General features: G+C 64.2%; 13 protein-coding genes. 8 read left to right on the top strand and 5 right to left on the bottom strand.

The features are described from left to right. Nucleotides 1-7: 7 nt before the first annotated feature. From mdtD to I5R65_RS17265, 5 genes are all read right to left on the bottom strand, one after another. On the bottom strand, nucleotides 8-1,423 hold the full coding sequence (gene mdtD, locus I5R65_RS17285; protein ID WP_219341844.1) for a multidrug transporter subunit MdtD: 1,416 nt from the start codon (nucleotides 1,421-1,423) through the stop codon (nucleotides 8-10). A gap of 121 nt (nucleotides 1,424-1,544) precedes the next feature. After that, entirely contained in the window at nucleotides 1,545-2,399 is an 855-nt protein-coding gene (locus I5R65_RS17280) for an ABC transporter permease (protein ID WP_180669067.1), read from the bottom strand. Nucleotides 2,400-2,486: 87 nt separating this feature from the next. Continuing rightward, complete coding sequence (locus tag I5R65_RS17275) at nucleotides 2,487-3,314, bottom strand: ABC transporter ATP-binding protein (protein WP_006462847.1); 828 nt, start codon at nucleotides 3,312-3,314, stop codon at nucleotides 2,487-2,489. Nucleotides 3,315-3,442: 128 nt separating this feature from the next. Further along, complete coding sequence (locus tag I5R65_RS17270) at nucleotides 3,443-4,456, bottom strand: ABC transporter substrate-binding protein (RefSeq protein WP_180669066.1); 1,014 nt, start codon at nucleotides 4,454-4,456, stop codon at nucleotides 3,443-3,445. A 79-nt stretch (nucleotides 4,457-4,535) separates the two neighbouring features. Then, nucleotides 4,536-5,591, bottom strand: a complete 1,056-nt coding sequence (locus I5R65_RS17265; protein WP_180669065.1) for an ABC transporter substrate-binding protein — start codon at nucleotides 5,589-5,591, stop codon at nucleotides 4,536-4,538. 181 nt (nucleotides 5,592-5,772) lie between these two features. On the opposite strand from I5R65_RS17265, the gene I5R65_RS17260 reads away from it, so the two are divergent. The 8 genes from I5R65_RS17260 to I5R65_RS17225 all read left to right on the top strand — a co-directional run bounded on the left by I5R65_RS17260 (nucleotide 5,773) and on the right by I5R65_RS17225 (nucleotide 14,185). Further along, complete coding sequence (locus I5R65_RS17260) at nucleotides 5,773-6,444, top strand: response regulator (RefSeq protein ID WP_006462850.1); 672 nt, start codon at nucleotides 5,773-5,775, stop codon at nucleotides 6,442-6,444. Next, nucleotides 6,437-7,831 carry a sensor histidine kinase gene (locus I5R65_RS17255; RefSeq protein WP_180669064.1) on the top strand — a complete coding sequence of 465 codons (1,395 nt, stop codon included), beginning with the start codon at nucleotides 6,437-6,439 and terminating at the stop codon, nucleotides 7,829-7,831. The genes I5R65_RS17260 and I5R65_RS17255 overlap by 8 nt, the downstream gene beginning before the upstream one ends. A gap of 235 nt (nucleotides 7,832-8,066) precedes the next feature. Then, nucleotides 8,067-9,338: a sugar ABC transporter substrate-binding protein gene (locus I5R65_RS17250; RefSeq protein ID WP_180669063.1), complete on the top strand. Its 1,272-nt coding sequence runs from the start codon at nucleotides 8,067-8,069 to the stop codon at nucleotides 9,336-9,338. An 82-nt stretch (nucleotides 9,339-9,420) separates the two neighbouring features. Further along, nucleotides 9,421-10,299: a carbohydrate ABC transporter permease gene (locus tag I5R65_RS17245; protein WP_180669062.1), complete on the top strand. Its 879-nt coding sequence runs from the start codon at nucleotides 9,421-9,423 to the stop codon at nucleotides 10,297-10,299. Then, complete coding sequence (locus tag I5R65_RS17240) at nucleotides 10,287-11,099, top strand: carbohydrate ABC transporter permease (protein ID WP_180669061.1); 813 nt, start codon at nucleotides 10,287-10,289, stop codon at nucleotides 11,097-11,099. Before I5R65_RS17245 ends, I5R65_RS17240 begins: the two co-directional genes overlap by 13 nt. An 8-nt stretch (nucleotides 11,100-11,107) precedes the next feature. Then, nucleotides 11,108-12,145 carry an NAD(P)-dependent alcohol dehydrogenase gene (locus tag I5R65_RS17235; RefSeq protein WP_180669060.1) on the top strand — a complete coding sequence of 346 codons (1,038 nt, stop codon included), beginning with the start codon at nucleotides 11,108-11,110 and terminating at the stop codon, nucleotides 12,143-12,145. A gap of 2 nt (nucleotides 12,146-12,147) precedes the next feature. Beyond that, nucleotides 12,148-13,368 carry an ABC transporter ATP-binding protein gene (locus tag I5R65_RS17230; RefSeq protein ID WP_180669059.1) on the top strand — a complete coding sequence of 407 codons (1,221 nt, stop codon included), beginning with the start codon at nucleotides 12,148-12,150 and terminating at the stop codon, nucleotides 13,366-13,368. Continuing rightward, on the top strand, nucleotides 13,304-14,185 hold the full coding sequence (locus I5R65_RS17225; protein WP_180669058.1) for an AraC family transcriptional regulator: 882 nt from the start codon (nucleotides 13,304-13,306) through the stop codon (nucleotides 14,183-14,185). Before I5R65_RS17230 ends, I5R65_RS17225 begins: the two co-directional genes overlap by 65 nt. The last annotated feature ends 22 nt before the right edge of the window (nucleotides 14,186-14,207 follow it).

The raw sequence follows: 14,207 nt of genomic DNA, 5'->3' as shown, positions 1-14,207 counted from the left end.
AGCTCATTTACTTGAAATAACGCGGGTCCATCCGGCGGAACACCCAGGCCGAGACCAGGGTGATCACGCCCACGATCACGAAGGTGATCTGGAAGCTGGCATTGGTGGCGACTCCCTCAGCGCTCTTGAAGGCATTGACCATGGTGCCGCCGATGGTCACGCCCAGGCCGATGGCCAGCATCTGCACCATCGAAAAGAGACTGTTGCCACTGCCCGCATCATCCTTGCGCAAGCCCTTGAGGGTGACGCTGTTCATGGCCGCGAACTGCATCGAGTTGGACGCCCCGAAGATGGCCAGTTGCACGATGGCCGCCACCAGCGGCCAGCCCGGCGTGATCAGGGCGAAGGACACGATGGACACACCCACGATGGCAGTATTGACCAGCAGGAAACGGTCATAACCATGGCGCTTGACCAGCGGCGCGATCCACGGTTTGGCGATGGTGCCGGCGATGGCTGCCGGCAGCAGCAGCATGCCCGCATGCAGGGGTGAATACCCCAGCCGTACCTGCAACAGCAAGGGCAACAGGAAGGGCACGGCGGACGAACCGATGCGACAGACCAGGTTGCCGGCCAGGCCGATGCTGAAATTGGGTTCACCGAACAGGCCCAGCCGGAACAGCGGCCGCACATGGCTGCGCGCATGCCACCAGTACCCCAGCACGGTGGCCGCCGCCAGCAGGAACAGGGCGGCGCTCCAGGCTCCGCGCTGCGTATCGCAGGGCACATCCAGCGCCAGCGAGAACGCCACCATGCAGGCCGACAGCAAGGCACAGCCCAGCAGGTCGAAGCGCGGCGTGCCGGCCAGGCTGTCGTCGGGCAGGAAGCGCAGTACCGCCGCCATCCCGACCACACCGATGGGCACATTGATCAGGAATATCCAGTGCCAGGACAGGCTTTGCACCAGCCAGCCGCCCAGTACAGGCCCCACCACCGGCCCCAGTTGTCCGGCGATCGAGATCGAGGCCAGCGCGGCAATGTACTGCGCTCCCGGCACGGCCCGCAGCACCGCCAGCCGCCCCACCGGCAACAGCATGGAACCACCCAGCCCCTGCACCACCCGCGCCGCCAGCAGCATCGGCAAGGTGGGTGCCATGGCGCACAGGATGGAACCGACCACGAACAGCAGGATCGCCGCGAAGTACATGCGGCGCGTACCGAAACGGTCGGCAAGCCAGCCCGAGGCGGGCGTGAGCGAAGCCATCGTCAGGGTATAGGCCACCACCACCGGGTGCATGTTCAGGACCGGCTCGCCCAGGCTGCGGGCCATGGCCGGCAAGGCGGTGTTGACGATGGTGGTGTCCAGCGTCTGCATGAAGAAGCCGGAGGCGACGATCCACAGCAAGGCGCGCTGGGTGACCGGGTCATTGACGGAAGAAGCGGCGGGAGACTCGTTCAGGCGTTGCGGCTGGTCGGCGGACATGGTGGAAGGCGGCTGAAAGAAGAAGGCAACACGATGGACAATGCAATGACAAAAAGCGGCGGGGACACGAAATCGTGTCCCCGCCTCACTTCATCATTCTAAGACTTTTGCGGCCGGCCCATCAGAAGGCCTGCGGACGCCACTTCAGCAGGCGCCTTTCCAGCGCGTGCAGCAACCAGTCCGCCGCCAGCGCCACCACCGCCAGCACGATCATGGCTGCGAACACGCCGCTGGCATTGAAGGCACCCTGGGCGGTGGAGATCAACAGGCCGATGCCTTGCTTGGAACCCAGGAACTCGCCCACCACCGCACCCACCAGCGCAAAGCCGAAACTCACATGCAGGCTGGCCAGGATCCACGACAGCGCCGAGGGCACCACCACCGCCATGGTCACCTGCCGGCGCGAGGCGCCGAGGATCTGGGCATTGGCGATCATGTAGCGGTCAGCCTCGCGCACGCCCTGGAAGGCATTGGCAAACACCACGAAGAACACCATCACCACCGCCAGCGCCACCTTGGAAGCCATGCCCAGGCCGAAGGCGATGACGAAGATGGAACCCAGCACCACGCGCGGAATCGAGTTGGCGATCTGGATGTAGAGGCTGAACACATCCGAGAGCAGCTTGTTGCGACCGAGCACGATGCCGGCGATGACGCCGGCCACCGAGCCGATCAGGAAGCCCAATACCGTTTCTTCCAGCGTGACCAGCACCTGGGTCCAGAGCGAGCCCTGGGACGTGCCTTCCACCATCCAGTCATAGATCTGGATCACGATCAGCGAAGGCTGGGAAAAGAAGAAGGGATCGATCCAGCCGATGCGGGCGCAGACTTCCCAGCCGCCCAGCACGATCACCAGGATGGCGATGCGCAGGCCGATGACCAGGTTGCGGCGGCCGCGAATCTTGCGCTGCGCCTCGGCTTCGACGGCGGCGATGTCCATCGTCGCGGCGGAATGGCTTGCTTGTGCTTGTGTCATGTTGCTCACCTGTGGTCGGATTTCGTTATTCAGATTCGTTGTCGGGAAAGGTCGCTGGTGGCTACCTGGTGCCAGATGCCTGATCCCTCAGGCGATATGGACTTCCTCGCGCAGATCGGCCCAGATGCGGCGCGAGATGTCGATGAAGCGCTGCTCGTAGCGCACCTCTTCCATCACGCGCGGACGCGGCAGGTCGATGGGATAGACGCTCTTCAGGGTGGCCGGGCGGGCCGTCAGCACATAGACCTTGTCGGCCAGGGCGATGGCTTCTTCCAGGTCGTGGGTGACGAACACCACCGAGCCGGAATGGGCCGACCACAGGCGCAGCAGTTCGTCCTGCATCAGGGTACGGGTCTGCATGTCCAGAGCCGAGAAGGGCTCGTCCATCAGCAGGATTTCGGGGCTGTTGATGAAGGTCTGCGCCAGCGCCACGCGCTTGCGCATGCCGCCGGAGAGCTGGTGCGGATAGTGGTCACCGAACTTGTCCAGACCCACCCGGCGTATCCATTCATCGGCCAGCGCATGCGCCTGGGCCTTGGACTGGCCGCGGAACATGGGGCCGGCGGCGACGTTGTCGCGCACGCTGCGCCAGGGGAAGACGGCATCGTTCTGGAACACGAAGCCGATGCGCGGATCGATGCCGTTGACCGGCTGCCCCATCACGCGCACCTCGCCCATGGTGGGCTTCAAGAGACCCGTGATCAGCGACAGCGTGGTCGACTTGCCGCAGCCGGTGGGGCCGACCACGGCCACGAATTCGCCCCGGGCCACGCTCATCGAAAAATCACGCAGGGCCACGGTGGCCTTGCCGTCGGCAGTGATGAAGCGGCAGGTCACGTTGCGCAATTCGATGGCCGGGGTTTCCTGGGCGGCGTTGCCGGCGGGGGTGAAGGCGTGCTGGTTGATCGCATTCATCGGGTGGCTCTTTCGGGGCTGGAGGTTGAGTACCGCCCTGACGCGAAATTTCGCATCATGGCATCAAGCATGGTTCGGAAGCGGGACCGGCGGCGGCGCCCGTCCCGGGGTGCTATCGGACGCTGATCCTATTTCACGGCGTCGACGAATTCATCCGTATAGGTCTTGGACAGGTCCACGTGCTTGCCCTTGACGTTGGGATTGAATCCCGAGAGCACGGCCAGTACGGTTTCCGGCCCGCCCTTGGGCATCTTGCCGTCCTGCGAATACATGGGCAGCGAGTTGCTCAAGGCCTGCACGTACAGCGGCTTGTTGTTGCCGTAGTAGTCCTTGGGCATCTTGTCGGCGATCTGTTCGGCGCTGTGGGTGTTGATGAACTTGAGCGTCTTGACGAAGGCGCGCGCCAGTTTCTGTGCATCGTCCTTGTGGCTGTTGAGCCAGCTGCGCTGCACATAGACGCTGGAAGCCGGATACAGGCCACCCAGCGCCTTGACCGTGCCTTCCACGGTGCGCATGTCGATCAGCACCTGGGCGTCGCCCATCTTCAGCAATTGCGAGGCGGTCGGCTCGGTGGTCATGCCGGCATCGATGCGGCCCTGTTTCATGGCGGCGATGAAGGTATTGTCTGCGCCCACCGGCAGCACCGAGAACTGCTTGGAGGTAATGCCATGGCGCGAGGCCAGGTACTGAGTCAGGAAGTTGGTGGACGAGCCCAGCCCGGTCACGCCCAGGGTCTTGCCCTTGGCATCGGCCATACTCTGGAAGTGCGGCGCGGCCTTGGTGGAGACCAGCTCCACCTCACCCGGCACCTGGCCCAGGATGGTGATGGCGGTGATTTCCTTGCCCTTGGTCTGCAGGTCGATGGAGTGGTCGTAGAAACCGACCACGGCCTGCACGGCACCGGCCAGCAGTTCGTTCTCGGCGTCGACCCCGGCCGGCTGCGACTGCAGCTCGACGTCCAGGCCCTCTTCCTTGAAGTAGCCCAGTTGCTCGGCCAGCTTGGCCGGCAGATAGACCATCTTGTTGATGCCGCCCACCATGATGGTGATCTTGGCGGCAGCCGAGGCCTGGCCGGGGAAAGCGGCCAGGGTTGCGCCGGCCACGGCCAGCGACAGCAAGGTTTGGCGAATGTTCTTGTTCACGATGTCTCCTGTTGGTCGAATCGGGATGCTGCGGATGCAGCGGATTCTAGGGTGTTCGGCGCGTGCGTGCAGGGAGGCCTTACTTCACCTGATCGACGAACTCGTTGGTATAGGTCTTGGACAGATCGATGTTCTTGCCCTTGATGTTGGGGTTGAAGCCGGCCATCACCTTCAACACCTGCTCGGGGCCACCGGCGGGCATCTTGCCATCGGGCGAATACATGGGCAGCGACGCCTTCAGCGCCTGCACGTAGATGGCCTTGTTGCCGCCGTAGTAATCCTTGGGCATCTTGTCGGCGATCTCTTCGGCCGAATGGGTCTGGATGTACCTGAGGGTCTTGACGAAGGCGGTGGCCAGCTTCTGCGACTCGGCCTTGTGGCTGTTCATCCAGGAGCGGTGTACATAGACGCTGGAGGCCGGATAGAGCCCACCCAGTGCGGCGCGGGTGCCATCGACGCTGCTCATGTCCACCAGCACCTTGGCCGCGCCCGTGGACAGCAGGATGGAAGTGGTCGGCTCGGTGGTCCAGGCCACGTCCACGCGCTTTTGCTTCATGGCGGCGATGAGCGTATTGCCGGCGCCGACCGGCAGCATCGAGTAGTCACCCGACTTCAGGCCGGCGCGGCTGGCCAGGTACTGGGCCAGGAAGCTGGAAGACGAGCCCAGCCCGGTCACGCCCAGGGTCTTGCCCTTGAGGTCGGCCATGCTGCGTACGCTGTCGGCCAGGTCGGCGCGCACCATTTCCATGCCGCCCGGTACCAGCAGCAACTGGGTGATGGAGGTGACTTCCTTGCCCTTGCTCTGCAGGTCGATGGAGTGGTCGTAGTAGCCGACCACGGCCTGCACGGCGCCGGCCAGCAGCTCGTTCTCGGCATCGACCCCGGCCGGCTGCGACTGCAGTTCCACGTCCAGGCCGGCTTCCTTGAAGTAACCCAGGCTTTCGGCCAGCTTGGGCGGCAGGTAGATGAGCTTGTTGATGCCGCCGACCATGATGATGATCTTGTCGGCGGCATGGGCCTGTGGCGCGGCCAATGCCAGGGCGCAGGCGGTGATGGCGGTGGCGCCGGCGGCGATGAGGGTACGGCGTAAAGGGGTGGCGCGGGCGGACGAAAACACACGAACGGCGTGACGCATTATGATTGCCTCCTGATTATGGGTGGGATGGTCTGTCGCCATCTTCACTTTTTATTGATCTGCGGGCCTATTCTAAGAAGCCGAAACCTTCATCCAGCTTTCCAAAAAACGGCTTTTTTATTTGCAGCGCAACAAAAAAGATGCCAAAGAAACACGAGACTACCAAACACGAGACTACCGCATGAAATTGCTCCTGATCGAAGACAATCCCCAGCTTGCCCACTGGCTGGAGCAGATTCTCAAGGAACACAAGTTCAAGGTCGATATCGCCGCCGATGGCGAGATCGCCGACCAGGTGCTGCGCGACGAGAACTATGACGTCGTGCTGCTGGACCTGATGCTGCCCAAGATGCATGGCAAGAACGTGCTGCGCCGCCTGCGCGAGCGTCACAACGGCGTGCCGGTGATGATCCTGACCGCCAGCGGCTCCATCGACGAAAAGGTGGAATGCCTGGGCGCCGGGGCCGACGACTACCTGGTCAAACCCTTCGAGATCCGTGAACTGGTGGCGCGCATCAAGGTACTGGTACGCCGCCAGACCCCCGACAAGGCCGCCGAAATCCACTGTGGCGACCTGGTCTACGACAGCAACACGCGCCAGTTCGCGGTGGCCGGCACCACCCTGGCGCTGCCGGCACGCGAGCACGATGTGCTGGAAGTGCTCATGCTCAAGCAGGGCAAGACGGTCTCCAAGACGGCGCTGATGAAAGGCGTCTTCAGCCTCTCCGAAGAACCCAGCGCGGACGCCATCGAAATCTACATCTCGCGCCTGCGCAAGAAGCTGGAACATTCCTCGGCCGCCATCATGACCCTGCGCGGGCTGGGCTACCTGCTGCGCCAGAAAGATGATTGACAGCCTGCGCCTGCGGCTGCTGTGGTGGCTGCTGATCCCGATGGCGGTCTATGTGGGCCTGTCCACCAGCGACGCCTACGACAACGCCGTCTCCAGCGCCACCCTGGTGCAGGACCGCGCCCTGCTGGCCTCGGCCCGCATGATCGCCGGCCAGGTGGGCTGGAACGAGGGCGCGCCAGTGGTCTCGGTGCCGCCGGCGGCGCTGGAACTGTTCGCCTCGCCGGCCCAGGATGCGGTCTATTACCAGGTGCGGATGGATGACGACACGCTGCTGGCCGGCCGCCCCGATTTTCCCGCCCAGCCCGACTTCGCGGCGCTCTACCCGGTCTATACGACCACTACCTTCGAAGGCCGGCCGCTGCGTGTGGTGAGCTATATCCGCGCCCTGTTCGACGAGGGGACGCTGCGCATGGTGGCGGTCTCGGTGGGCCAGACCATGCAGGGTCGCCAGCAGATGATCGACGACCAGTGGCATGCCTCGCTGCGGCGCCAGATCGTGCTGTTGCTGTTGGCCATCAGCCTGGTGGTGCTGGGCCTGACCATGGAATTGCGGCCCATCCTGGCGGTCAAGGACGCACTGGCCACACGCCAGCCCGATTCGCTCACGCCCCTGCAGGCCGGTGGCCTGCAGCAGGAACTGCGGCCCATCGTGGAGGCGATCAACCAATACATCTTCCGCCTCAATGCCCAGGTCACCGTGCAGAAGCGCTTTGTGGCCGATGCCGCGCACCAGTTGCGTACGCCCCTGGCGGTGATCGACTCGCAGATCCAGTTCGCCCGCCAGCTCGAGGATCCGCAGCGGGTGGCCCAGGTGCTGGCCTCGCTGCAGGAGGGCAGCCGCAGCATGACCGACCTGACCAACAAGCTGCTGTTGCTGTCGCAGGCCGAAGCCTCCAATGGCAGCGCCTTCCCGCGCGGCCCGGTGGACCTGCTGTCGGTAGCGGCGATGGTGCTGGAAGAACTGGCCGGGCTGGCCCTGAAGAAGAACATCGACCTCGGCCTGGAGACCACCCTGGAGAGTGCCATGGTCACCGGCAACGAAGCCCAACTGGGCGGCATGCTGATGAATCTGATCGACAATGCCCTGCGCTACACCCCGGAGGACGGCAAGGTCACCGTGGGGCTGGAGCACAGGCGCAAGCAGATCATCGTCACGGTGACCGACAATGGTCCCGGCATCCCCGCAGAAGTGCGCGAACGCGTGTTCGAGCGCTTCTATCGCAATGCCCGCCCGGACCAGCCCGGCTCCGGCCTGGGCCTGGCCATCGTGCGCGAGATCGTGCAAGCCTCGCAGGGCGCGATACGGCTGGAAGTGCCGGCCACCGGCACGGGTCTGGTGGTGGTCGTCAGCCTGCCGGCCATGGCGGCGCCGCCCACTGTACGCTGAACGCGCCACCGGCAATACAAAATCCCGCAGCGCACATAAAACCTGAGCAAAAAGTATCACCGCCCTTCACGCTTTTGGCGTGGAGCGCCGCGCCCTGGGCTCGTACTCTTGGCCTGGCCGTCAGACAGGCTGTGTTGGCACTCCGCTATGTTCCCCCGAAGCGGTTGCGCGCAATACGTGACACGTCAACGTGACACGTGACTGGTGATCGATAAAAAATATCAGGAGACAAATCGTGAACAGGTTCTACTTGGGCGCCGCGTGCGCCGTCCTTGGTGCTGCGCTGCCGCTGTCGGTATCGGCGCAGTCCTGCAACGTCCCCGTGCTGAAGGTACTGGCCCAGAAAAGCCTGGGCCTGACCGTGATGGAAAAATCGCTGGCCGATTACCAGAAGCGCAGCGGTACCCGCGTCGAGATCAGCTACTTCGGCGAGAACGACCGTCGTGCCAAGTCGCGCCTGGACGCCTCCACCAAGGCCGGCTCCTACCAGGTCTACTACGTCGATGAAGCCAACGTGGCCGAATTCGCCTCGGCCGGGTGGATCGTGCCGCTGCTGAAGTATTTCCCCAAGGAAGCCGACTACGACGACTTCCTGCCCGGCCGCCGCGCCGTGGCCAGCTACAAGGATGTGGCCTACTTCGCGCCGCTGATCGGCGGCTCGGACTTCCTCTTCTATCGCCGCGACCTGCTGGAGAAGGCCGGCCTGCCGGTGCCGCGCACCCTGGACGAACTGGTGGCCGACATCAAGAAGCTGCATTCCCCGCCCAGTGTGTATGGCTGGGTGGCACGCGGCCAGCGCGGCTCGGGTATGAACGTGTGGCGCTGGGCGCCGTTCATGCTGGCACAAGGCGGCAGCTGGACCGACAAGAACAACCAGCCGGCCTTCAATTCGCCGGCGGCAGTGAAGGCCACGCAGCTCTATGCCGACCTCTTCAAGTACGCGCCACCGGGAGCTGCCACCTACGACTGGAGCAATGCGCTGGAAGCCTTCCGCTCCGGCAAGGTGGCCTTCATGATCGAGTCCACGCCCTTTGCCGACTGGATGGAAGACAGCAGCAAGTCCAGCGTGGCCGACAAGGTCGGCTATGCCCGTCCGCCCGCCCCTCTGCCCTCGGCCGCCTATGGCCACGGCCTGGCCATCTCGGCCGTCGGTGCCAAGGATGAATGCACGCGCCAGGCAGCCGGCAAGTTCATCGCCTTCGCCACCGGCAAGGAACAGGAACAGGCCCGCCTGCGCGAAAAGGTGTTCAGCGACTACAACCGCAACAGCACCGTCCAGAGCGACTACTTCCAGAAGAACGTCAAACCGCAGATCCTGGCCGGTCTGAAGGACACCACCCCGGTCTCCAAGCTGACCATCTGGCCCAGCCCGCAATGGCCGGACATCGGCGACAACCTGGGCGTGGCGCTGGAGGAAGTGTTCACCGGCACACAAAAGGACATTCCGCGCGCGCTCAACGATGCTGCGCAATATGCGCAGGATGCGATGGAACACGCACGCAAGTAAGCCGGCCCCTCAGCGGCTTGACAACGACCTTTGACGATGTCGCCGCCATGGCCCTGCGCCGCGGCGGCTTCCGGAGTCCTGCATGTTCAATCGTGGAAAGACCTCGCTGCCCTACCTGTTCCTGGGACCGTCGCTGCTGGTGATGCTGGTGCTGGGCCTGGTGCCGACGGTGGCGGCCATCAACCTGGCCCTGAAGAACCGCGTACTGCGCTATCCCGACAGCGACTATGTCTGGCTGCGCAATGTGGAAAGGCTGCTGTCGGACCGGCGCTTCCTCAACGCCATCGAAGTCTCGGCGATCTGGGAAGTGGTGACCGTGGTCGGCGCCGTGGTGGCGGGTGTACTCATCGCCATCTATCTCTTCGAAAACGTCCACGGCAAGTGGCGACACGCCATGTGCGTGCTGCTGATCACGCCGGTACTGCTGCCCCGGGTGTCGGCGGCCTTCATCTGGAAGTTCATGTATTCGCCGCTGACCGGCATCCTGGGCTGGCTGCTGGGGCTGGTGGGCATCCATGACACGGCCTTCCTGTCCGACCCGGTGATGGCGCTGTATGCGGTGGCGCTGGTGGATATCTGGCAATGGGGCCTGTTCTTCGCCGTGATCGTGCTGAAACTGCTGGAAACGCTGCCTCCTGAACCACTGGAAGCGGCGCGGCTCGACTATGCCCGCACCTGGCAGGTGTATGCCTACATCGCCCTGCCGATGCTGAAGGCGCCCTTGATGAGCCTGGTCTTCATCAAGATGGTGGAGTCGCTGCGCTCCTTCGACCTGATCTACGTGATGACCAAGGGCGGCCCCGGCGTCACCACCGAGACGCTGGACATGTATGCCTATGCCCAGGGAATCGGGCTGTCGGGCAAGGTCTCGTATGCCTCCACCATGGCGGTACTGATGATGGTGGCGACCACGCTGATCTTTACCCTGATCTGGAAGCGGGTGAGCAAATGGGAAGACTGATCACACGCTGCGCCGTCTGGGGCGTGGGCATCCTGCTGGTGCTGATGGCGCTGTTTCCGCTGCTGTGGGCGCTGCTCAATTCGCTCAAGACGCTGCTGGACATCGTCACGCCCACGCCGCGCTTCATTTTCACGCCCACGCTGGAGAATTACCGGCAGGTCATCGGCAGCCCGGAAGTGTTGACCGGCCTGACCAACAGCGCCGTCATCGTCGGCAGCGCGGTACTGCTGGGCACGCTCATGGGCGTACCGGCAGCCTATGTGATTGCCCGCTATCACGTGCCGGGCAAGCGCGACATCCAGTTCTTCCTGCTGTCGCTGCGCTTCCTGCCGCCGGTGGCTGTGGCCATCCCGCTCATTGCGATCTGGGTCGACCTCGGCCTGTACGACACGCGTTTCTCGATGATCGTGACCTATCTGCTGACCACGCTCTCGACCATCACCTGGCTGTCGATCCCGGTGTTCCAGCGCATGCCGCGCGAGATCGAGGAAGCCGCCACCCTCGATGGCTACGGCCCCTATGCGGTGTTCTGGAAGATCGCCCTGCCCAACTGCGCGGGCACCCTGCTGGGCGGGATCATCTTCAGCTTCGTGCTGGTCTGGAACGAGCTGATGATCGCCCTGGCCCTGACCTCGTCCAACAGCGCCACCTTGCCGGTGGTGGCTTCGGCCTTTACCTCGATGGGCCAGGAAGTACCGTGGGGGGTGATCAATGCCTCCACCGTACTGCTGGCGCTGCCGCCCCTGATCTTCGTCGGCGTATTGAGCCGGCTGTTGAATTCCATGCTCAAAGCGAAATAGGAGACTCCATGCAAGCCCTCGTACTCGAAGCCACCCGCGAACTGAAGCTGCGCGAGATCGACCTGCCGCAACAGGTGGGACCGCAGGATGTACTCATCCGCATCCATACCGTCGGCATCTGCGGCAGCGACCTGCATTACTACACCCATGGCAGCATCGGCCCCTTCAAGGTGGAAGCGCCGATGGTGCTGGGCCATGAGGCCTCCGGCACGGTGGCCGAGGTCGGGGCCGAGGTCACCCATTTGAAGGTGGGCGACCGCGTCTGCATGGAGCCGGGCATCCCGCGCCTGGATTCGCCGGCCACGCTGCGCGGGCTGTACAACCTCGACCCGGCGGTACGCTTCTGGGCCACGCCGCCGATCCACGGCTGCCTGACCGGCAGCGTGGTGCATCCCGCCGCCTTCACCTATCGCCTGCCGGACAATGTCAGCTTCGCCGAGGGTGCCATCGTCGAGCCGCTGTCCATCGGCCTGCAGGCCGCCACCAAGGCGCGCATGAAACCGGGCGACACGGCCGTGGTAATCGGCGCCGGCACCATCGGTGCGATGACCGCTCTGGCCGCCCTGGCCGGTGGCGCGGCACGGGTGATCCTGGCCGACGTGGTGGCGGAGAAACTGGCGCACTTCGCCGGCAACCGCGCCGTCACCACGGTCGATGTAACGCAGCATTCGCTGGTGGACGTGGTGCATCAGCTCACCGGCGACTGGGGCGCGGATGTGGTGTTCGAAGCCTCCGGCCATGGCGGCGTCTATCAGAGCCTGATGGACCTGGTCTGCCCGGGCGGCTGCGCGGTGCTGGTGGGCATGCCGCCGGAACCGGTGGCGCTGGACGTGGTGGCCATGCAGACCAAGGAAGTGCGGCTGGAATCGGTCTTCCGCTATGCCAACATCTTCCCCCGGGCGCTGGCCTTGATCAGCTCGGGCATGATCGATGTGAAGCCTTTCATTTCACGCAAATTCCCCTTCTCGCAAAGCATCCGCGCTTTCGAGGAAGCTGCCAGCGGGCGTCCCCAGGACGTCAAGATCCAGATCGAGATGGAAGGCTGACCATGGCCGACATCCACTGCCAGGGACTGGCCAAGCACTATGCCGGTGGCCCGCCGGTGCTGCACCCTCTGGACCTGCACATCGGCGACGGTGAATTCGTGGTCCTGCTGGGCCCTTCCGGCTGCGGCAAATCCACCATGCTGCGCATGATCGCCGGCCTGGAAGACATCTCCGGCGGCACCCTCGCCATCGGCGGCCAGGTGGTCAACGCGCTGCCGGCGCGGGATCGCAACGTGGCCATGGTGTTCCAGAACTATGCGCTCTACCCGCACATGAATGTCTATGACAACATCGCCTTCGGCCTGCGGCGGCTCAAGCGACCCGCCGCCGAGATCGACCGCCGGGTGCGCGAGGTCGCCGCCATGCTGAACCTGGACACCCTGCTGGAGCGCAAGCCCCGCGCCATGTCCGGCGGCCAGCAGCAGCGCGCCGCGATTGCCCGGGCCATCATCAAGACGCCCTCGGTGTTCCTGTTCGACGAACCGCTCTCCAACCTGGACGCCAAGCTGCGCGCCCAGTTGCGCGGCGACATCAAGCGCCTGCATCAGCGCCTGCGCACCACCACCGTCTACGTCACCCACGACCAGCTGGAAGCGATGACCCTGGCCGACCGCGTGGTCCTGATGCAGGAGGGCCGCATCGTCCAGGCCGGCAGCCCGGCCGAGCTCTACCGCTACCCGCGCAACCTGTTTGCGGCCGGCTTCATCGGCACGCCGGCCATGAATTTCCTCTCCGGCGTGGTACAGCGGCAAGGGCAGGACGTGATCATCGACACAGCCCATCAGAGCTGGGCGCTAAAAGGTGAAAGGTTTTCACGCCTGCGCCAGGGAATGGCGGTAAAGTTGGCGATACGTCCCGACTACGTCCGCATTGCCGGCCAGCGGGACACAGCCGCCAGCCTGACCTGCCCGGTCAGCGTGGAACTGGTCGAGATTCTCGGTGCCGACGCACTGCTGACCACCCGCTGCGGTGAAGAGACGCTGACCGCACTGGTCCCTGCCGAGCGCCTGCCGCAAACGGGCGCGCCGCTGACACTGGCCTTCGATCAGCATGACCTGCATGTGTTCGATGTAGCAAGCGGAGAGAACCTGTCGCTGCCCGAGGGCGCCCTGCCGGCCCCCTGGCATGACGACGGCCCGCATGGCAAGGAGACCAAGCATGAGTCCGGATCTGGAACTGGTGCATACCCGCCAGGACGAATCGTTCAGGGCCTGGGTGCATGACTACCCGCACACGGTGGCCAAATGGCACTTCCATCCCGAATATGAAGTCCACGTCATTACCGCCTCCAGCGGCAAGTTCTTCGTGGGCGATTGCATCGACGACTTCGGTCCCGGCAACCTGGTGCTGACCGGCCCCAACCTGCCGCACAACTGGGTCAGCAACCTGGGGCAGGATCAGCACCTGGCCGGCCGTGACCTGGTACTGCAGTTCTCGCGCCCCTTCGTGGAGCGCATGGTGGGTGCCATTCCCGAACTGGCCCCCTTGCAGGAACTGCTCGATGGCGCAGCGCGTGGCCTGCAGTTTCCCGATGCATTGGGGATATCGATCACCCCGCTGATGCAGGAACTGGCCCAGGCCGGCGGTGCGCGGCGCGTGGTACTGATGATGTCGGTGCTGGAACAGCTGGCGTCCTGCCCCGAACGCAGGCCGCTGGCCGGTCCGGGTTACGACCTCAACGCGCAACGCCACATGTCGTCCACCATCAACCAGGTGCTGTCCTATATCCGCCAGAACCTCGGCAGTAACCTGCGCGAGACGGACGTGGCCGACCTGGCCGGCATGAGCGTGAGCAGTTTTACCCGCTTCTTCAAGCGCCATACCGGCTGCACCTTCATCCAGTACCAGAACGGCCTGCGCCTGAACGAAGCCTGCGAACTGCTGATGTGCACCGAACTGAGCGTGACCGAGGTGTGCTACCGGGTGGGCTTCAACAATCTTTCCAATTTCAACCGCCAGTTCCTGGCCTGCAAGGGCATGCCGCCCTCGCGTTTCCGCTCGCTGCACCGGCTCAATGACGACGTCCGGGCAGTGGCCTGACCCCTACTCTGCAAGCAAAGGA

The sequence above is a fragment of the Herbaspirillum sp. AP02 genome, from assembly GCF_015767275.1.
Lineage (GTDB): Bacteria > Pseudomonadota > Gammaproteobacteria > Burkholderiales > Burkholderiaceae_D > Herbaspirillum.
The sequence above is the reverse complement of the archived record's forward strand: the minus strand, read 5'-3'. Positions and strand labels throughout refer to the sequence as shown.